This is a genomic window from Polaromonas sp. P1_F4 (assembly GCF_056405675.1).
The window spans coordinates 1-18,865 of record NZ_JBFUBP010000004.1 but is presented as its reverse complement, the minus strand read 5'-3'; the positions used below and the strand labels follow the sequence as shown (position 1 = coordinate 18,865).

16 protein-coding genes and 1 pseudogene are annotated in these 18,865 nt (G+C 62.6%); 13 read left to right on the top strand and 4 right to left on the bottom strand.

The features are described from left to right. Positions 1-90: 90 nt before the first annotated feature. Entirely contained in the window at positions 91-1,371 is a 1,281-nt protein-coding gene (locus AC1DYQ_RS09810; RefSeq protein WP_477686645.1) for an MASE1 domain-containing protein, read from the top strand. A gap of 1 nt (position 1,372) precedes the next feature. Next, the gene (locus tag AC1DYQ_RS09805; protein ID WP_477686644.1) at positions 1,373-2,878 is read left to right on the top strand and encodes an acyl-CoA-binding protein; all 1,506 of its coding nucleotides are present in this window, start codon (positions 1,373-1,375) and stop codon (positions 2,876-2,878) included. An 18-nt stretch (positions 2,879-2,896) separates the two neighbouring features. Here AC1DYQ_RS09805 and AC1DYQ_RS09800 read toward each other — a convergent pair whose 3' ends face one another. The 3 genes from AC1DYQ_RS09800 to AC1DYQ_RS09790 form a co-directional block, all read right to left on the bottom strand. Then, positions 2,897-3,283 carry a DUF3597 domain-containing protein gene (locus tag AC1DYQ_RS09800; RefSeq protein ID WP_477686643.1) on the bottom strand — a complete coding sequence of 129 codons (387 nt, stop codon included), beginning with the start codon at positions 3,281-3,283 and terminating at the stop codon, positions 2,897-2,899. Positions 3,284-3,381: 98 nt separating this feature from the next. After that, on the bottom strand, positions 3,382-4,587 hold the full coding sequence (locus AC1DYQ_RS09795; protein WP_477686642.1) for a dienelactone hydrolase family protein: 1,206 nt from the start codon (positions 4,585-4,587) through the stop codon (positions 3,382-3,384). 43 nt (positions 4,588-4,630) lie between these two features. Continuing rightward, on the bottom strand, positions 4,631-5,464 hold the full coding sequence (locus AC1DYQ_RS09790) for an undecaprenyl-diphosphate phosphatase (protein ID WP_477686641.1): 834 nt from the start codon (positions 5,462-5,464) through the stop codon (positions 4,631-4,633). A 301-nt stretch (positions 5,465-5,765) separates the two neighbouring features. Between AC1DYQ_RS09790 and AC1DYQ_RS09785 the strand changes: the two genes are divergently transcribed. The 7 genes from AC1DYQ_RS09785 (at position 5,766) to AC1DYQ_RS09755 (ending at position 12,152) form a co-directional block, all read left to right on the top strand. Further along, a complete protein-coding gene (locus AC1DYQ_RS09785) occupies positions 5,766-6,176 on the top strand; it encodes a DUF2306 domain-containing protein (protein WP_477686640.1) in 411 nt (136 codons plus the stop codon). Positions 6,177-6,312: 136 nt separating this feature from the next. After that, a complete protein-coding gene (locus AC1DYQ_RS09780; RefSeq protein WP_477686639.1) occupies positions 6,313-7,338 on the top strand; it encodes an alpha/beta hydrolase family protein in 1,026 nt (341 codons plus the stop codon). A 234-nt stretch (positions 7,339-7,572) separates the two neighbouring features. Continuing rightward, a complete protein-coding gene (locus AC1DYQ_RS09775) occupies positions 7,573-8,733 on the top strand; it encodes a branched-chain amino acid ABC transporter substrate-binding protein (RefSeq protein ID WP_477686638.1) in 1,161 nt (386 codons plus the stop codon). 18 nt (positions 8,734-8,751) lie between these two features. Further along, complete coding sequence (locus AC1DYQ_RS09770) at positions 8,752-9,423, top strand: DUF924 family protein (RefSeq protein ID WP_477686637.1); 672 nt, start codon at positions 8,752-8,754, stop codon at positions 9,421-9,423. Positions 9,424-9,763: 340 nt separating this feature from the next. Further along, entirely contained in the window at positions 9,764-10,318 is a 555-nt protein-coding gene (locus tag AC1DYQ_RS09765) for a DUF3455 domain-containing protein (RefSeq protein WP_477686636.1), read from the top strand. A 328-nt stretch (positions 10,319-10,646) separates the two neighbouring features. After that, on the top strand, positions 10,647-11,237 hold the full coding sequence (locus tag AC1DYQ_RS09760; RefSeq protein WP_477686635.1) for a DUF3455 domain-containing protein: 591 nt from the start codon (positions 10,647-10,649) through the stop codon (positions 11,235-11,237). A gap of 333 nt (positions 11,238-11,570) precedes the next feature. Then, positions 11,571-12,152, top strand: a complete 582-nt coding sequence (locus AC1DYQ_RS09755; RefSeq protein ID WP_477686634.1) for a DUF3455 domain-containing protein — start codon at positions 11,571-11,573, stop codon at positions 12,150-12,152. Positions 12,153-12,272: 120 nt separating this feature from the next. Here AC1DYQ_RS09755 and AC1DYQ_RS09750 read toward each other — a convergent pair whose 3' ends face one another. Further along, a complete protein-coding gene (locus tag AC1DYQ_RS09750; protein ID WP_457279131.1) occupies positions 12,273-12,668 on the bottom strand; it encodes a hypothetical protein in 396 nt (131 codons plus the stop codon). A 130-nt stretch (positions 12,669-12,798) separates the two neighbouring features. Here AC1DYQ_RS09750 and AC1DYQ_RS09745 point away from each other — a divergent pair, with 130 nt between their 5' ends. From AC1DYQ_RS09745 to AC1DYQ_RS09730, 4 genes and pseudogenes are all read left to right on the top strand, one after another. Further along, positions 12,799-14,646 carry a glutamine--tRNA ligase/YqeY domain fusion protein gene (locus tag AC1DYQ_RS09745; RefSeq protein ID WP_477686633.1) on the top strand — a complete coding sequence of 616 codons (1,848 nt, stop codon included), beginning with the start codon at positions 12,799-12,801 and terminating at the stop codon, positions 14,644-14,646. A 79-nt stretch (positions 14,647-14,725) separates the two neighbouring features. Then, complete coding sequence (locus tag AC1DYQ_RS09740) at positions 14,726-17,554, top strand: DUF3857 domain-containing protein (protein WP_477686632.1); 2,829 nt, start codon at positions 14,726-14,728, stop codon at positions 17,552-17,554. A gap of 8 nt (positions 17,555-17,562) precedes the next feature. Continuing rightward, a complete protein-coding gene (locus tag AC1DYQ_RS09735) occupies positions 17,563-18,540 on the top strand; it encodes an alpha/beta hydrolase family protein (protein ID WP_477686631.1) in 978 nt (325 codons plus the stop codon). Positions 18,541-18,774: 234 nt separating this feature from the next. Further along, a pseudogene (locus tag AC1DYQ_RS09730) lies at positions 18,775-18,865 on the top strand (XRE family transcriptional regulator); the annotation flags it as partial.

Here is an 18,865-nt window from a genome sequence, read left to right as displayed (position 1 = left end):
TCAACATTCGCAACAGACTGGATAAACTAGCCCAGCACATCCGGCAGCCCCTGTGCCGCACATCAGAACGACTCTCAGAGGAGGTTTCTCATGGCCCTGTCCTTTATCGTCACCCTTGCCGTGACCTTTCTAGCCTGGGCCGTTGCCGCGGTGCTGTCCCAAAGCATGGGCGACGCGATGACGCTGAGCGCATCCGTCTGGCTGGCCACGGGTGTCACCTTTGGCGCGCTGCTGGCCGTGAAGCCGCCCAAACGCCCCGCCGTGCTGGCGGGCGCCGCGCTGGCGGCCGTCGCGCTGGCTTTGCTGGACGGCCTGGCCGTGCTGCCGGCCATCGCTTTTGGCCTGAACGAAGCACTCTGCGCAAGCCTGGGCGCCTGGGTGGCGCGCCTGCTGCGCAGCACCGGGCCCGACGGCGGCATGGAGCCGGGCAAGGCTTACGCCGGCGTGCTGCTGGGCGCACTGCTGACCTCCGCGCTGGGTGCCAGCATCGGCGTGATGCTCTGGAGCTGGGCCCTGCCGGAGCCCGTTGTCCTGCTGACCGAATGGCGCGTGTGGACCTGCACCACCTTTGTCGGCATCTTGCTGATTGCGCCGCTCATCACTGCGTTTTCCGGCTTCAAGGTCAAGCGATCGGGCGGCATGGCCACCAGCCAGTTCCTGGCGGGCGCCGGCACCTTCCTGCTTTTCTTTGTGGTGGCGGGGCTGATCTTTTCGAGCGATGTGTCCGACCGGTTCAGCGCATCACTGGGCCCCACCCTCACCTACCTGCCGCTGCCCTTCATGGTGGTAACCGCCATCCTCTGGAAAGAACGCGGCGCCACGGTGGCCACGCTCATCGGCGCGCTGGCCCTGGTCGCATGGACCAACGCCGGCGGCGGCCCCTTCGCCGAGGTGGAAGGCTTTCCCGGTGAGGCCGTGATCGAGATCCAGGGTTATGTCGCCGTGATGGCGCTGCTGGTGGGCGTGGTCAATGCCCTGGGCGCCACCGCCGCACAGGCCCTGGCGCAGGCACAGGACTGGCGCACCCGCTACCGCCAGGTGCTGGACTCCAACCGCACGGTGGTCGCCAATTTTGACGCCAGAACGGGCGCTGCCGAATGGGGCGAAGGCGCCAGCGAGTTGCTGCGCACCAACGCCAACGCACTGCTGACCGTGCAGGACTTCATCGCCCACGCCGACCCGCAAGAGCAGTCCGGACTGCAAGCCGACTGGCGCGACCTGACGCAGGGCCAGCGCGACCACGTGCTGTGGAAGAACACCTTGCGCTGGAGCGACGGGCGCGTGGCCAGCGTGAACGCACGCCTGTCGGGTGTGCGCGGCGCCGACGGCAATGTCGAACAGGTTGCAGCGCTGCTGGAAGTCGAGGCCTGACGTGGCTCTGGACACTTCCAGCACCGCGTCCGCCGAGTCGCCAGCGCCGGCCGCGGACACGAAAACGCCGGCCGTTTTCCTTATCCACGGGCTGGGCGGCACGCAATACGATTTGGGCTCCATGCACAAGCGGCTGAAAAACGCCGGTTTTGTCACCCATTCGCTGACCCTGCCTGGCCACGGCACCACGCCCGAAGACCTGGTCAATGTCACCGCCGAGCAGTGGATGGATGCCGTCACCGCCAAGTACCACGAAGTGGCCGCGCTGCACGACAACTTCCACATCATGGGCATGTGCATGGGCGCGCTGCTGGCCACCGAGCTGGCCAAGCGGCAAAAGCACACGCGCGGCAAGCTGATCGCGCTGGCGCCGCCTATCTACATCGACGGCTGGGCCACCGCCTGGTACACCCCGCTGCGCCACCTGATGTACCACGTGCCCGGCGTTGCGGCACGCATGAAGGTCGAGGAAGAAGACCCTTTCGGCATCAAGAACGAACAGCTGCGCGCCATCGTTAAAGCCAAATTTGCGCGTGGTGAAGCCTTTCATTACCGCTGGGTACCGCTGGCCTGCGTGCGGCAGGTAGACCGGCTTCGCGGCTGGGTGATGACGGGCCTGAAAGACATGGCCAGCGAAACCCTGGTGATCCATGCACGCGAGGACGAACTCACCAGCCTGAGCTCGGCCAACTACCTGGTCGAGCAGATCGGCGGCGCCAAAGCCCGCATGGTGGTGCTGGAAAACAGCTATCACATGATCTGCGTCGACAACGACCGCGAACAGGTTGCCCGCAACGTGCTGGAGTTTTTCGGCGCCAGCAGCGCGGCCTCACTGGGCATGGCGGTAGACGATCCGAAGATGAGCCCCGAAGCACTGGCCGCCTTTGCGCAAACGCTGCGCACGGCGCTCGAAGCCGGCGACTTCACCGGCATCTTTGCCAGGGGCGCTTCGGACATGGCATGGTTCCAGCCCGGCGCCAACCGCGCCAGCGGCGTCTACCGCGGCAACAAGGGTCTGCAAGCCATGCTGCCGTGGGCCGCTGCAGTGCGGTTCACCGCATTCGGGCAGCCGGTGTTCAATGCCGGTGTGGCCGTGGTACCCGCCACGCTCACGGCCGGCGGCCTGATGTCGCAGGGTGTGCTGGCCTTTGCGGTGCGCTCGGGCCGGCTGCTCGATGCGCGCTGGTTTCCCGACGACGTGGCGCTGGAAGACGCGCACTTCGGTGAACCGGTGGCCCCTGCCGGCCCCAGCGAAGCCGAACGCGCTTTTGAAGCCGCCGGCATCGCGGTGAAGACGCTGGCCCAACCACCTGACAACGAAGCCCTGCTGGGCCTCTATGCCCTGTACAAACAGGCGACGCTGGGCGACGCGACCGGCGAACGCCCCGGCATGATGGACGTGACCGGCCGCGCCAAATACGATGCATGGGCCCAGCGCAAGGGCATGGCCCGCGAAGACGCGATGGCGGGCTACACAGCCCTGGTGGAAAAGCTCAGGTCCGCCTGAGCGTTACCCCTCGCAAGCCTAGTCCATCAGGTCGGCGGGTACCTTGCCGCCGTTGGCTGCCAGCTTGTTCATGACCTGCTTGTGCAGCCAGATGTTCATGGTCGCGCTGTCATTCATGTCGCCCGTGTAACCCAGCTCCTTCGCCAGCTCCTTGCGCTCACCCAGGCTGCTGTCCAGGTGCAGGAGCTTCATCAGGTCGACGATGGAGGTCTTCCAGTTGAGTTTTTCCGGGTTCTTGCTGGCCATGCCGTTGAGCAGGGCTTCGACATCGACCTGCTGCATGGGTGGCGCTGCAGGCGCCGGGGCAGGCGCTGTGTCAGCGGGGGCGGCAGCCACCGGCGGCGCTGCGTCGGGCGTTTGCAGCGAGGGAAATATCTTGCCGAAAATTTTGCCGAGAATACTCATGGTGCGCCCCTGGGTGAAGTTTAAAAATCCAGCGTAACACCGGGATGTGACAGCTTTTGTCAGACGTCACGCCAATCGCAGCTTGGGCAACGCATCGCTCAACGGGCTGGCGCACTCACGCGTTTCAGGCCCGCTTCACCCGCTCGCGCCGCCGCATCGGGCTGCCACACCACCTGATCGTCTACCGCATACAGCCAGCACCTTGATTTTGCCCTCGCACACTGCTGGAAGGTCGTCGCGATCGCTTCGGGCTCGCCAGCGTTGAAGTACCAGCCGCCCTTTTCCGTCACGGCAAAGGCTTTGGGGGACGGCAAGGTACGGAAGTGGGCATAACGCGCCTTGCCGGCGTCGCTGAGCGGCACGGCGGCCGTGTCATCGGCCGCCGCAAAGCCGGAGGCCGGCGGCACCACGTAGTGATGCCCTTTGAAACGCTGGGCATGCGACAACAGCAAAGGCTGACCCAGCTGCGCCGAGAGAAACTCGAACATGCGCGCATGCGATGCTTCCCGCGCTGCGGGGTTGCCGCCCACCGTGGCCTTGCCGGTTTTGGTGTTGCCCAGGCCTTCCATTTGCTTGACAGGCCCGGGGCCGTCAAAGCCGTGGTAACTGCCGGGGTAAACCGTCAGTTCTACCGGCGCATTGGCTTTGTTCTTTTGCAGGCGCCCATGCAGGGTGACGCACTCCGGGGCCAGCGTCCAGTCGTCAAGCTCACCGATCATGATCAGCAGCGGCACATGGACTTCATAGTTCCACATCTTGTTGTTCGCCAGGCAGCCCGGGTAAAAAGCCACGGCTGCGCGTGGCTGCACCTTCTGTGCCTGCACATATTTGTCTGTGGCGTCGATGGTACTGAGCACCGTCTGCGCACCATGCGACCAGCCCAGGACCACAATGCGTGAAGCATCAACAGACGGCTGCTGCACCAGCCAGTCGATGGCGGCGAACACGTCCTCGCGGCGGTCGCTCTCATGGATGGTGCGAAGCTTGTTGGGCGTCTCGCAAATCGATTTCTGGCCGCGCGGGGTGAAACTGTCCAGTGCGAGGAAATGCATGCGCTCCGCGTTGAAGTACCCGCCATAGCGGAAGAGCCGCTCGGCAAAATTGCCTTTGCTGTCGAGCCCACCGCCACAGCCATGCAGGCCGATGACGGCGGGCCGTGGCTCCTTGTCGCCAGCGTCAAACCAGTAGCCGGGAATCTGCAGCTTGCCGTCCTGCGACGGGATAAATACCGGGCCGCCCGCATGCGACAGCTGTGCCAGCAGCAAGCCCACAAGAAGAACAGAAAAATAACGAAGCCAGGTCATGGCAGTCCCCCCTCTGCGTCTCTTTTACCGGACGCTCAGTTGTTTACGCCGCCCAAACCACCAGCCCGCTCCATGCCGTAGCCAGCACCACAATGCCGAACGCGATGCGGTACCAGGCAAACGGCACAAAGCTGTTGGTCGAGATGTAGCGCAGCAGCCAGCGCACGCAGAGCCAGGCGCTGAAAAACGAAAACACCAGGCCTACCGCAAACATGGGCATGTCGGCAGCAGACAGCAGCGCCCGTTCCTTGTACAGGCTGTAGGCGCCGGCACCGATCAGCGTCGGCATGGCCAGGAAAAACGAGAAGTCGGTCGCGGCCTTGCGCGACAGCCCCAGCAGCATGCCGCCAATGATGGTCGCACCGCTTCGGCTGGTGCCGGGAATCATCGCCAGGCATTGCACCAGGCCGACCTTCACCGCGTCCATCACGGTCATGTCCTCCACCTCTTGGATGCGCGCAGCCTGGGTGTTCTTTTGCTGCCGCTTTTCGGCCCAGAGGATGATGAAGCCGCCGATGATGAAAGTGCTGGCCACCACCACGGGCGTGAAAAGATGGGCCTTGATGGCTTTGCCGAACAGCAGGCCCAGCACCACGGCGGGCACAAATGCCACCAGCACATTCAGCACAAACTGTTGCGCCTGTTTCTCGGTCGGCAGGGCTACGGCGGTGGCGCGGATCTTCTGCCAGTACACGAGGATCACCGCAAAAATGGCGCCAGTCTGGATCGCGATGTCAAACACCTTGGCTTTTTCATCGTCAAATCCCAGCAGCGCGCCGGCCAATATCAGGTGCCCTGTCGAAGAGATCGGCAGGAATTCAGTCAGGCCCTCGACGATGCCCATGACGGCGGCTTTGATCAACAGTGCTATATCCACGCGGTCTCCAGAAAATGAAAGATTATGGCCCCCACGGTCGCTCACTTCGTGTAGCTCCCTGCCCCCCGAGGGGGCCGCCCGCCTGCGGCCTGGCAAAGCCAGTTCCGCGGCTCATGCTTGCCTGAAGAGTTCAGTGGGCGTAGCCAGCGGGCGGTATTCACCAGTGGGGGCCGAGGGTCCGGCTTCGCCGGCCCCAGGCGCCGTCCCCTGCAAGGGGAGAACAGGCTACACGCAGTGAGCCTGGACAGGGGTGAATGTTTATTCATACAATTCGTTACCTGCATCGTTCGCCACCGCCGCCATGCAACTGACACCGCTGATCGCCATTCACCTGTTTGCCGCCAGCACCGCCATCGTCATCGGGCCGGTCGCGCTATGGGCGCGCAAGGGGCGCTTGCAGCGGCCCAAGCTGCACCGGGCTTTTGGTTATGCCTTCGTGACGATGATGCTGGTCACCGCCGCGACGGCAGTTTTCATCCGCGACTATGACTATCCCAATATCGCCGGCTACACACCTATCCACCTGCTGGTGCCCTTCACACTGCTCAGCCTGAGCGGCGCGTTCTGGCATTTGAGCCGCGGCAACATTGCAGGCCACCGCCGCGCCATGCAGTCCCTCTACATTGGCGCATGCCTGGTGGCTGGCGTGTTCACGCTGATGCCCGACCGCTACCTGGGCAAGATGCTGTGGACGCAGCTCGGCCTGCTGTGACTTTCCACATCGCCCGGAAAAGCTGCAGCATTTTTTGACGAGCCCGTGGCAGGACGGTCCGTGCGCGGAGTCCGGTGAAAATCCCTCAGACGCACACCATGCCCCACCCGGGCGCCCAGAAAAAGAAGGAACACCCATGCGCCGTTATGTCCTGAGCGGCCTGTTGCTGCTCGCCGCCACCTGCGTGCAGGCCGGCATGGGTTTCACCGAACTGCCCGGCCTGCAGGACGATGGCCCCATCAGCGTTTTTTACCCTTCCGCCGGTGAAGACCGGCAGGCCCAGTTCGGCCCCTATTCCCTCAAACTTGATCGCGGTGGCCAACCGGTGCGCGGCAACACGCGCCTGGTGGTGATATCGCATGGCTCGGGCGGCTCGCCCTGGACCTACACCGACCTGACGCGCCGCCTGGTCGAAGACGGCTTCGTCGTCGCGTTTCCCCTGCACCGCGGCGACAACGCCAGGGACCCATCTACCCCCGGACCCGAAAGCTGGAAGCAGCGGCCAGCCGAGGTCTCCCGCGCCATTGACGCGGTAGCACGTGACCAGCGCCTTGCACCGCTGCTGTCGCTGGACAAGGTCGGCATGTACGGCATGTCGGCCGGCGGACACACCGCCCTGACGCTCGCCGGTGGCCGCTGGTCCCCGGCGCTGCTGGCCCGGCATTGCGAGGCCAACATTGCAGAGGACTTTCACACCTGCGTCGGGCTGACCACCCGGCTCACGGGCGGCATGCTGGACGGCCTGAAAAAATCAGTGGCGCTGGCAGTGATCCGCCAAAGATTCAGCGACGCAGGCTGGCAAACCCACACCGATCCACGCATTCGCGCTGTGGTTGCCGGCGTTCCGCTGGCCGCCGATTTCGACATGGCCTCGCTGGCCGCACCGCCGGTGCCGCTCGGGCTGGTGACCGCCCGGCAAGACCGCTGGCTGGTGCCACGTTTTCACAGCGACGTGGTGCTGCAGGCCTGCAAGCGCTGCGAACACCTGGCTGACCTGCCCACCGGCGGCCACGGTGCGCTGCTGTCGCCGCCGCCACCGGCCGATGCCATGTCGGCGCTGGCCAAAGACCTGCTGCTGGACCCGCCCGGCTTTGACCGCAGCGAGCTTCCCGCGGTGGACCAGAAGATCAGCAGCTTCCTGCGCAGGCACCTTCTTCCTTGAATTCCCGGCAACGGGTTTGTGAGGCGGGCCACAGGCACGCCTGGCGGTCACGCATCGAAGTGAACCAAAAATGAACGTTTCAGGTGCATTTTTGAGTCAAAAACGAACCAATAAGAACCATTAGTAAAACTTATCTACTCGTACATTCATTCGCTGATGGGTGAACCCTACTACCGCTTCATGAAGGTGAAATATACATTCAGTTACACCAACATTACCACCAAGGTTCTCACGATGAACAGCTTCAGATCCCGCCGCCATGCCCTGGTCGGCCTGACCGCCATTGCCGTAGCCGGCGCCCTGCTCTCGGGCTGTGACAACCCGCCAGACACCATCAAGATCGGCGTTGCCCAACCGCTGTCGGGGAACCTCGCCGCGCTCGGCCAGGACTTGCACAACGGCGTGAAGATGGCCGTGGACGAGATCAACAAGGAGGGCTTCCAGATCAAGGGCAAGACGGTCAAGATTGAAATCGTGGCCATGGACGACCGGTCTGATCCAAAAACCGGTGTGGAAGTCGCGCAGCAGCTCGTCGATGCCGGCGTGGTCGCCGTGATCGGCAACCTCAATTCGGGCGTCAGCATCCCGGCCGCACCGGTCTATGCCGCCAAAAACATTCCCCAGCTGGCCATCTCGACCAACCCCAAGTTCACCGAGCTGGGCCTGGCCACCACCTTCCGCCTGGTGGCCAACGACAACCTGCAGGCCCGCGCGATCGGCTCCTTCGCCGCCAACCAGCTCAGCGCCAGCAAGTTCGCCATCGTCGATGACGGCACCACCTACGGCAAGGGCCTGGCCGCCGGTGCGGCCGTCGAGCTGAAGAAAGCCGGCAAGGCAGTAGTGGTCACCTATTCATCCGACGACAAGACCACCAAGTTTGACGAGCTGGCCGGCAAGATCAAGGACGGCAATGTCGAAGTGGTCGTGTCCACGCAAGGCGACTTCCAGATCCTCGCGCTGATTGATGCCCTCAAGAAGATCGACTACAACCAGCAGATCAGCATCCTGGGCGGCGACACCATCAAGACGACCGACATGCTCAAGGGCAGCGACACAGTCAAGGGCATCTACGCTACTTCGCCCATCCTGGACGCCAAAGAGTTCGTCAACGGCAAGGCCTTCCTGAGCAAGTACCAGGACACCTTCAAAAGGGAGCCGGCTTACGGTGGCCACTACACCTACGACGCGATGTACATCCTGGCCGGCGCCATGCGGCGCGCCAACTCGGTCAAACCTGAAAAGATCACCGAAACCCTGCGCACCTTTGACGGCTACGCGCCGATTACCGGCTCCATGAAGTGGGACTCGGTGGGCGAGCAGCGTTACGGCGTGGTCGGCGTTTACTCGATCCGCAAGGGTGTTTGGGACCTGCAGCTGCGCTCCGACCGCTGGTAGGCTAAGCTTTCGGTCGTCATGACCGAGCCCACCTCATTCCCAGGCGCACTCCCTGGCGCATCTTCCGGCGCGGCGCCTGCCCGCCACCACGCCACGCCCGCCGAAGTCCTGGACTTCTGGCTGGGCGACGGCGTCGAAAAAGACTGGCCCACGCAAGACCTTGGCAAACGCTGGTTTGGCGGCGGCGCCGAACTCGACGAAGACATCCGCACGCGCTTCGGCCTTGAGGTCGAGGCAGCCGTGGACGGCGGCCTGCAAGGCTGGGCGCAACCGCCCCTTCACCGCCTGGCGCTGGTCATCCTTTTGGACCAGTTCACACGCAATGTCTTTCGCGGCTCCGGCAAGGCCTTTGCCGGCGACGCGCGAGCCCAGCAACTGGTACTGGAGGCGCTGGCCGCCCAAACCGACCTGCAGCTGCCCTGGGCCGGGCGCGTCTTTTTGTACATGCCGCTGATGCATGCCGAAAGCCTGGCGCTGCAAGATGAATGCGTGGCGCGCTTCACGCGGCTGGTGGATGACGCGCCCGACTCACTCAAGCAGCGCCTGCGCGGCAATCTTGACTTCGCCCACCAGCACCGGGACATCATCGCCCGCTTCGGCCGCTTCCCCTACCGCAACGCGGCGATGGGGCGTACCGATACGCCCGAGGAAGCCGACTTTCTCCTCAAGGGCCCGCGCTTCGGGCAGTAGCACGCTCCCCCCTGTCCAGGCTCACTGCGTGTAGCCTGTTCTCCCCTCAAGGGGACGGCGCCTGGGGCCGGCGAAGCCGAAAATTGGCACACCCCTATCGGGCTCACTTCGTGTAGCCCTTTTCCCCTTGCAGGGGACGGCGCCTGCGGCCCGGCAAAGCCGGTTCCGCGGCACCCTTGGTCGTGGGCACTAAGCGCTTCTTCAGGTTTTTGAATCCACTGGCTTGGCCGCTCCGTACTAGCAACGGGACGTCCCGCGCCACATCGCCAACAACAACGGGCGGACGTCTTGCCAACGCCGGCCATCCCTGGCCGGTTCACAAAAACCCAGGAGTTCAAAAATGACTTTACGCACAGCCACCGCCTCAGTATCAGTTCTGCTTGTGTCCCTGCTCGCCGCCTGCGGCAGCATGTCGCCCATGATGCCCACCTACTCGCAGGCCGGCCTGCCGGCGGCCGTGCAGGTGCCGGCTGGCAACAAGGTCGCGATGGAGACCGTCGGCGTGGGCGACATCACCTACCAGTGCAACGCAAAAAAAGACATGGCCGGCCAGTTTGAATGGGTCTTTGTCGGCCCCGACGCGAAGCTCAATGACCGCAGCGGCAAGCAGGTCGGCAAATACTACGGCCCGCCGGCCACCTGGGAAAGCATGGACGGCTCCAAACTGACGGCGACGCAAATCGCGGTCGCCCCCGGGGGCATGGGCAACATCCCTTTGCAGCTCGTCAAGGGCAACCCGGCCATGGGCAGCGGCGCCATGAGTGGCGTGACCTACATCCAGCGCGTGGACACCCAGGGCGGCGTTGCACCCGCCATGCCTTGCGCCGCTGGCAACATGGGAGCCAAACAGGTCGTGAAGTACCAGGCCGGCTACATCTTCTACAAGGCGATGTAAGCATGGGGAGGTTCCTACAGCCTCCTGCGCCCGATACCCTTCACCCGCATCTCCTCAGGGTGAGCTGCCAGCTCTGAAGTCAGGCGGGGCTGGTCTTACGCCCGCAGGCTCGCCGCAAGGCCGGCGCTGCGGGCTTTTTTACGGGCGGTTGGCCTGCCGCTTTGGCTGGTTGCCTGACTGTCTTTTTGACTTGCCGCCTGAGCTGTCGCATTTGCCCGCAAACGGTCCGGCAAGGCGCTGGCAATGAGGCTGCGCGGCGTCCTACAGATGTTTACATTTCAGCGGGCTTTACTGGCAAGCAGGCAAAACAACAACCCGAGGAGCCTTCATGAAAAGCACACACAACACCTTTTGGGCCTACAGCAAGAGCGTTGCCGTCACGCTGGCCATGGTCACCGGCACTGCCGCGCTGATCACCGCCTGCTCCGGCGTCGCGCCGCTTCCCAAGGAATACACGCAGGACCCGTTGGATACATCGGTCAAGGTGCCGCCCGGGCATGTTGTGGCGCTTGAGACCACCGCCAGCGGCCTGCTTCATTACGAGTGCAAGGCCAACGCGGACACGGCCGGCACCATCGGCTGGGTTCTCGTGAGGCCCGAGGCTGACCTGCTGGACCGCACCGGCAAAACCGTCGTGAAATATTCCGGCCCGCCCGCCACCTGGACACACATCGACGGCTCCAGCGTGGTCGGCACGCAGGTAGCGCTGGCACCCCGCATAGGCGCCACCAACCTGCCGAACCAGCTTTCCACAGGTGCATCGGGCGCCACGCCTGGCGTCCTGCAAAACATCACCTACATCCAGCGCATCAAGACCAAGGGCGGGCAAGACCTGAGCAAGGCCTGCACGCAATCCGACCTCGGCGACAAACTGACAACGTCTTACCAGGCCGACTATATTTTCTGGAAAGCCTCTTGAAGCAGAGTGGCAATGGAACCCAAAAGCCCGCAGGCCCCTGGTCTGCGGGCTTTTTTTCTGGCGTGGGCAGGATCAAATTGCTACTGAATTTATAGCTGCTCGCGCTGGTTCTTATTGGGCTACAGCCAGATTTGGCACTGGGATGGAGCTGCATCACGCTACCGGCATTGGCACCGGCATCGAATACCGGCTGCACGCCTCAATGCGCCATCACCCCACCCGGTGAAACCTGCCGACCTTTGCCCGCACCCATTCTCTTCAGCGTCCTACAGCAGGCCTGGCTTATTGTGTTTTACTGTGCCTGAGACCATCGCCCCTCACCTGGAACCTGCCGTGAACACCAAAGCCTCTCGCGCTCCCTGCTTCGCCCTGCTGCGAAGCGTGCTCATGGTCACCGGCGCAGTGGGGGTGCTTGGCGCCTGCAGCGTGCGCCTGCCCAACCCCTACAACGCCCAGCAGACCCTGCCTGAAGCCATACGCGTGCCGGTGGGCCACAAGGCCGTACTGGAAGCGCAGGGCAAGGGCGACCTCCTGTACGAATGCCAGGCCATCAAACGTGCGCCCTATGAATACGCCTGGCTGCTCCAGACGCCCGGGCTGCGGCTGCAAGACAGTTATGGCCAGACCGTCATGTACTACCCGGGTTTGCGCTCACGCTGGGTGCACAGCGACGGCTCCAAAGTCGCCGCGCGGGAACTGGTCGAAGTGTTCACCGACCGCAGCAGCCTACCGCTGCAGCGGGCCATGGTGAGCCCTTCAGACACCCCGGGTGCCCTCGCCAGCGTCAGCTACATCCAGAGCCGCAGAACAGCGGGCGGGGTTGTGTCGGCCACCCCATGCACCTCCGCCAGCCTGGGCATGCGGGTGTCGGTGCCTTACGAGGCCGACTATGTCTTTTGGCGCCCGGCCGCCTAGTACTGCAACCTTCCAACCTTTCAGCGCCCAACAAAAAGCCCGCACGAAGCGGGCTTTTTCTTTGAGGGTTTTGGGGCGTGATTGACCGGCAGGATGCCTTTCAAAACCCCTTAACGATTCTTAGCGATATCCGTGGCCGTGACCATGTCCGCGGCCGTGGCCATGCCCCTGGTAATACACCGGGCGCGGACCATAGTAGCCGCCGTGCCTGGGGCCGTAGTACACCGGCTGCGGTGCGTAATACACCGGTGCAGGCCTGACGTACACAGGGCGCGGCTGGTAGTACACCGGAGCAGGCTGGTAATACACAGGTGCCGGCTGCACATAAACAGGCTGCTGGTACACCGGGTAGGCGTTTGTCACGCCGACCTGCACACCTGGGGCGGCAACCCCTACAGAAAAGGTCACGTTGTCGCGGGCCTGGGCTGCACCGGCAAAGCCGAAGGCGGCCAGGGCCAATGCGGCTGCGGCACCAGCCATGGCGACGGAGCGGTTTGCCTTGAATGCTGTCTTCATATGATCTCCTTAACAGGGCAGGAAATGCCCATGTGTTTATTAAACGCGCCACCCCCGTAACGGCGTACCGTACGCACAGTGAAGAGCGTAGCCAAACGTAACCCCCCCGGGTAAGCCCTAAAATCGGCCAATGACCACCCCCGTCCCCTCCAAAGCAGCCCCCGCCGACAAAGAAGCCCACAAGCCCAGCAACTTCCTGCGCCAGATCATCGAAAAAGACCTGGCCGAAGGCACTTATGCCAGCCGCCGCTGGGGCGGCAGCCCCGGGGACGCCGCCCACCATGCTGGAGGCCAGCCTGACCCGGCCAAGGTGCGCCTACGCTTTCCGCCCGAGCCCAATGGTTACTTACATGTGGGCCATGCCAAGAGCATTTGCCTGAACTTCGGCCTGGCACGCGACTACGGCGGCGTGTGCCACCTGCGCTTTGACGACACCAACCCCGAAAAAGAAGACACCGAATACGTCGACAGCATCATCGAAGCCGTCAGGTGGCTGGGCTATGACTGGGCGCAGATCGGCAACGGCAAAGGGGGCGACAAGCCCTACCAGGCCAGCGACTACTTCGACTTCATGTACCGCGCGGCCGAGTATCTGATCGAAAGCGGCAACGCCTACGTTGACGAACAAACCGCCGAAGAAATGCGCCACAACCGCGGCGACTTCGGCCACCCCGGCACCAACAGCCCCTTCCGCGGCCGCACACCCGCTGAAAACCTGGCGCGCTTTCGCGAGATGCGAGACGGCAAGCTGCCCGACGGCGCCGCCGTGCTGCGCGCCAAGATTGACATGGCCTCGCCCAACATCAACATGCGTGACCCGGCCATCTACCGCATACGCCGCGCCCACCACCACAACACGGGCGACAAATGGTGCATTTACCCCATGTACACCTTCGCCCACCCGGTCGAAGACGCACTTGAGCAAATCACCCACAGCATCTGTACGCTCGAGTTTGAAGACCAGCGCCCGTTTTACGACTGGCTGCTCGACCGCCTGGCCGAAGGCAAACTCATTGCCACACCGCACCCACGCCAGTACGAATTTGCGCGCCTGAACCTCACCTACGTGCTCACCAGCAAACGCAAGCTCGCCCAGCTGGTGACTGAAAAGCGCGTGAGCGGCTGGGACGACCCGCGCATGCCCACCATCGTCGGCCTGCGCCGCCGCGGCTACACGCCCGAGTCACTGCAACTGTTTGCCGAACGCATCGGCGTCACCAAGAGCGACAGCTGGATCGACTACAGCACGCTCGAAGGCTCGCTGCGCGATACGCTCGACCCGATTGCCCCACGCGCCATGGCCGTGCTCGACCCCGTCAAACTGGTACTGACCAACTGGGACGAAGTCATGGGCGCAGGAAAGCTCGATGATTGCAGCGCCCCGGTTCATCCGCACCACGAAGAGATGGGCAAGCGCCAGTTCAAGATCGGCAAGGAAGTCTGGATTGAGCGCACCGACTACGAAGAAACTCCCCCCAAAGGTTTCTTCCGCCTGTTCCCGCCCCACATCAACGCGAGCAAGCAAGCCATTGCCGGCAGCAAGGTGCGCCTCAAGTACGGCCACGTCATCGAATGCACAGGCGCAGTGAAAGACGCCAACGGCAAAGTGACCGAAGTGCACGCCACCCTGATCCCCGACACAAAGAGCGGTACCCCCGGCTCAGACGCCATCAAGGTCAAGGGCGTGATCACCTGGGTGGGTGTGAACGACGCGGTGCAGGCCGAAGTGCGCCTTTATGACCGCCTCTTCACCACCGAACACCCCGGCACCGGCGACAAGGATTTCCACGATGAGTTGAATCCCGACAGCCTCAAGGCAGTGACTGCCTACGTTGAGCCGTCATTGACCAATGTGCCTGCCGGCACGCGCTTTCAGTTTGAGCGGCATGGGTACTTTGTGACTGACCTGGTGGATCACTCTGCCGGTAAAGCCGTATTCAATCGGGTCACAGGCATGAAGGACAACTGGGCCAAATAGCTGGCAACCCGAAGGACGCAGCGCCAACGAAGCCCAAAAATGCGTCTACAAAACAATTCGAATTACGAGGGAGAATATTTTGAAAATCTGGTTGCATGCCGTGCGCAGCACGATGTTGATGGGCACGCTCGCTCTGTGCGCACTGGCCGCGCACTCCCAGCCGGCGCCTGCTACCCAGGGTCCGAACGAAGGCGTCAAGGAAGTGCGGATTTCATCCGACAAATTCGAGCGCCAGGCGGCCCTGCCGAGTTGGGTCGAACCCATCACCAACCTGCCTGCCACGCAAAGCAAGGCACCAGTGGTAACCATACTGGCGGACACGCAGTTCATGGTGGCCGCACAACCTACCAGCTTTGTACACCGGGCCTGGCTGGCCAACACCAATGCCCCGTTGCAGTCGCTGGGCACGATGCAGGTGTCCTTCAACCCCGAATACCAGCGGGCCAAGCTCCATATCCTGCGCATTCACCGCGCAGGCCAGGTTCTTGACAAACTCGCCACGGCCGAAATCCGCTTCCTTCAGCAGGAAACCGGCCTCGACATGGGCGCCTATAACGGCGAAACCACCGCATCCATCCTGGTTGAGGACCTGCGCGTCGGCGACATGCTGGAGATCGCCTACTCCACCATCGGAGCCAACCCGGTCATGGGCAACCGCTTCATTGACTACGCCAGCTGGGACCAGGGCGGCCCCGTTGAACGCCGCCGCGTCACGCTTAACCACCCTTCCGCGCGCAAGATCAATGCGCTCTTTTTGGGCGACCTGAACAAGGACTATCCAAAGCCTGTCGAGTCAGTCAGCGGCGCGATGAAAAAACTCCGGTGGGAACAGCTCGCGCTGCCGGCCGTGGACTTTGAAGCGTCGGTTCCTTCCAGTTTTTATGTGGGCCGCTCCATGCAGTTCTCGGAGTTCCAGAGCTGGGCCGAGGTGTCGGACTGGGCTGATCAGCTGTTCCGTAGCAACGCACCCTTGCCTCCTGAAATCATGCAGGTCGTGCAAACGCTGGGCACCAAGCCCACCATGGACGAGCGCGTCTCCGGTGCACTGCAATGGGTGCAGAACGAAATCCGTTATTTCTCGGTGTCCCTGGGTGAAAGTTCGCACCGCCCCACACAACCCGCGCTCACCCTGCAGCGCCGCTATGGCGACTGCAAGGACAAATCAGTCATGTTGATCGAGATGCTGCGCGCGCTGGGCATCAAGGCACAGCCCGTGCTGGTGTCCACCCGCTTTCGCGACGGGCTTTCGAAGAAGCTGCCTTCACCTTACGCTTTCGACCACGCCATCGTGCGCGCTGAAGTGGAAGGCAAAACCTATTTTCTCGACCCCACCCTGATCGGCCAAATCGGACGGCTGGACGCGCTAGGCCAGCCGCATGAAGGCTCTGAGGTACTCGTTGTTCAACCCGGCAACAGCAGCTTCACCCGCATCAAGTCAGCTGATTACGCCGCGATCTCCCGCAACGAACTCACCGAAAAAATCACCCTGCCGAAATTTGGCGGCGACGGCACGCTCGAAAGCCAACACCTCTGGTCGGGCTACAGCGCGGAAGTGCGCCGCATCCAGCTGGCCGCCTGGACGACGGAGCAGCGCGACAAGGTGTTCCGCGAAGCGTATGAGCGGCGCTACCCGGGCATCCGTTTTTCTGCACCGCTCCAGGTGCTCGATGACACCATCAACAACGTTGTAACCGTCAAAACCCAGTACACCGTTCCCAACCTGGCCATCTCGGCTGGCAGCGAGTGGGCGGTGCGCTACAGCGCCAGCAACATGGCAGGCATGGTGGTCATGCCGCCGTCGGTCAATCGCACCCAGCCGCTGTCCATGGAAGTCCTGCCGCGCAAGAATCGCTACTCGATCGAGATTGAATTTCCGCCTGAGGTGTCTGTGGTGCGTGACCCCCTCACGCGCTCCGTGCGCGACGACGCCTTTGACTACCAGGTCTCCAGCAGCTTCCGCGGTAACCGGGCATCAACCACCATCGAGCTGGCCGTATTGCAAACCCAGATCGAGGCCTCACGCGTGCCTGCCTATGCGGCCGCCCTGCGCCGCACCGGCGAGATTTTTTACCCCATTGCGGTAGTGCGTAAAGACGACATCAAGTCATCCGGCCTGCTGGGCCTGGGGGCCAAAACCCTGCGCAAGACGATTGAAGACCGCCTGAACGACCGCATCGGCAAGGTCGGCAAAGGCATCGACAGCGGCCGGCTGAGCGGTGACGACCTGGCAGATGCCCTGTGCGAACGCGCCGAAGCACTCACCGACCTCGGCAAACCCGAAGAAGCCCTGAAAGATGCCCAGCTTGCCATCAAGGGCAGCCCCAACTCTGCACGCGCCTATGCCTGCCGCGGCAATGTGTACTTTGGCCTGCGCGACTACACCCGCAGCGTTGCCGACTACAGCAAGGCCATTTCACTGGGTGACGAAAGCGACCACGTGATGTACCGGCGCGGCCATGCGCGTTTCTACGGCGGCCAGCTTGCGGCAGCGGCGGAAGACTTTGCCAAAGCAAGCCAGTCCAAACAGGCTGATGCCGACGCCGCACTTTATGCAGAGCTGTGGCGCGTATGGACACAAAAGCGGCTGGGCATCACGCCGGACGCCGCACAGCAAGCGCTTGCCAGGGCCAAGCCTGGCGGTGACTGGCCCCGCCCCGCCCTTGCCATGCTGCACGGCCTGATGACGCCCGAACAGGCCCTGGCCACACTCGACAGCAAAAAGGGCGACGAACGCGACATGGCCCTTGTGGAGGGCTACTTCTATGTTGGCCAGAACTACTATGCCCAGGGCGACAAGACAAAAGCCGCGGAGTTTTTCAACAAGGCCCGCGAAAAAGGCGTCCTCCTCTACATCGAGCACGTCGCAGCGGGCCTGGAGCTGCAACAGATGGGTGTCGCCAAGCCCTAGGCCCACATATGCTCCCATCGCCCTATCCCAAGCGCCTCCGGAATTTTCTGGTGATGACGGGATGGGCGGCATCCCTGCTGGTACCGGCCACCGGTCATGCCCAGTTCGGCCGTTTCGAATTTAGCGACACAGGCGATTTTTCAGAATCGGCCATCCTGCATGGTGTCAAGGCCACACAGGCGCAATGCGCAGCCGCCGCCAATACCGTCTGGGCCGCCACGGCCAGCTCGGGCGCTGAATGCCTCAAATACTGGAAGGCCGGCTTTGGCGACCAGCCCGTCAAACGCGCCATCGTGTTCTTTCATGGAGATGTCTTTGTAGGCGTAGGCAAGACCAGCAAAAACTACCTGGACTTGACCAATGCCCAGTTGCAAAACTTCGCCGACGGTTGGGCCAAAACACTCGGCATGCCCTACATCTACATGGGCCGCCCGGGCACCCACGGCTCATCAGGCGACCACATGCAGCGCAGGCGCATTGACGAATCACTCATCATCTCGGCCGCGTTAGACGAGATCAAGAAGCGCTACGGCGTAGAAGAATGGGTCATCGCCGGACAAAGCGGCGGCGGCCACGTCACCTCGTCCTTGATCACCGAACGCTCGGACATTGTTTGCGCCATCCCCACCTCAGCACCCTCCTCTCCCCGCATACGCTGGGAAATGATGGGCCGCACCAAAGACACCACCAACTACGCCGACTCCTACGAGCCGTGGAAATTTGTCGCCAAAGACAAGGTCAACCCCAAACTGCGCGTGTTCGTGCTGGGCAACCCCAACGATAAAAACGTTTTCTGGGCCTCTCAAACCGTGATGGCCGACGCCTTGCAAAAGGCGCAGATTTCGGTGCAGGTTTTGCAAGGTGAAGGGAGTGGGCCGGATGCGCATGGGCTGTCGAATTCGTCGCGCATTGTGGCGGGGTGGTGTGCGAAGGATCTGGGGACGGAGGAGATGGTGGCTCGGGCGGGCAAGGGGCTTAAGGGTTGAGGTAAACATTACTGCTCAAAGATGGACGTAATATCTATAGTCAAAATGCCCGTAACACTGCATGTCACGTTAATCCGCTTCGCAAATCACAGTTCGACCAGCAGCAACAGACTTCTGAGGAAAATAAATGTTGAATTCCGTCGAAATCTGATCCACTTAGCGCAGTAATTTCCATCCAAAACTGACCCACGTAGGCACTACTCTGCTTGTTTTAAAAGCAGGGGGAAATTAGGAGTGATAGACGTGGCGACATTGAATGTCATCAGACGTTGGGCATTGCGGGATCAGATGTCCATCCGCGAGATCTCAAGGCGTACAGGCCGCC

Excerpts from the sequence above, each read along its gene's own strand:
- AC1DYQ_RS09810 (WP_477686645.1), top strand. The coding sequence starts at position 91 with ATGGCCCTGTCCTTTATCGTCACCCTTGCCGTGACCTTTCTAGCCTGG.
- AC1DYQ_RS09800 (WP_477686643.1), bottom strand. The coding sequence starts at position 3,283 with ATGAGTATTCTCGGCAAAATTTTCGGCAAGATATTTCCCTCGCTGCAA.
- AC1DYQ_RS09795 (WP_477686642.1), bottom strand. The coding sequence starts at position 4,587 with ATGACCTGGCTTCGTTATTTTTCTGTTCTTCTTGTGGGCTTGCTGCTG.
- AC1DYQ_RS09785 (WP_477686640.1), top strand. The coding sequence starts at position 5,766 with ATGCAACTGACACCGCTGATCGCCATTCACCTGTTTGCCGCCAGCACC.
- AC1DYQ_RS09780 (WP_477686639.1), top strand. The coding sequence starts at position 6,313 with ATGCGCCGTTATGTCCTGAGCGGCCTGTTGCTGCTCGCCGCCACCTGC.
- AC1DYQ_RS09775 (WP_477686638.1), top strand. The coding sequence starts at position 7,573 with ATGAACAGCTTCAGATCCCGCCGCCATGCCCTGGTCGGCCTGACCGCC.
- AC1DYQ_RS09770 (WP_477686637.1), top strand. The coding sequence starts at position 8,752 with ATGACCGAGCCCACCTCATTCCCAGGCGCACTCCCTGGCGCATCTTCC.
- AC1DYQ_RS09765 (WP_477686636.1), top strand. The coding sequence starts at position 9,764 with ATGACTTTACGCACAGCCACCGCCTCAGTATCAGTTCTGCTTGTGTCC.
- AC1DYQ_RS09760 (WP_477686635.1), top strand. The coding sequence starts at position 10,647 with ATGAAAAGCACACACAACACCTTTTGGGCCTACAGCAAGAGCGTTGCC.
- AC1DYQ_RS09750 (WP_457279131.1), bottom strand. The coding sequence starts at position 12,668 with ATGAAGACAGCATTCAAGGCAAACCGCTCCGTCGCCATGGCTGGTGCC.
- AC1DYQ_RS09745 (WP_477686633.1), top strand. The coding sequence starts at position 12,799 with ATGACCACCCCCGTCCCCTCCAAAGCAGCCCCCGCCGACAAAGAAGCC.
- AC1DYQ_RS09735 (WP_477686631.1), top strand. The coding sequence starts at position 17,563 with ATGCTCCCATCGCCCTATCCCAAGCGCCTCCGGAATTTTCTGGTGATG.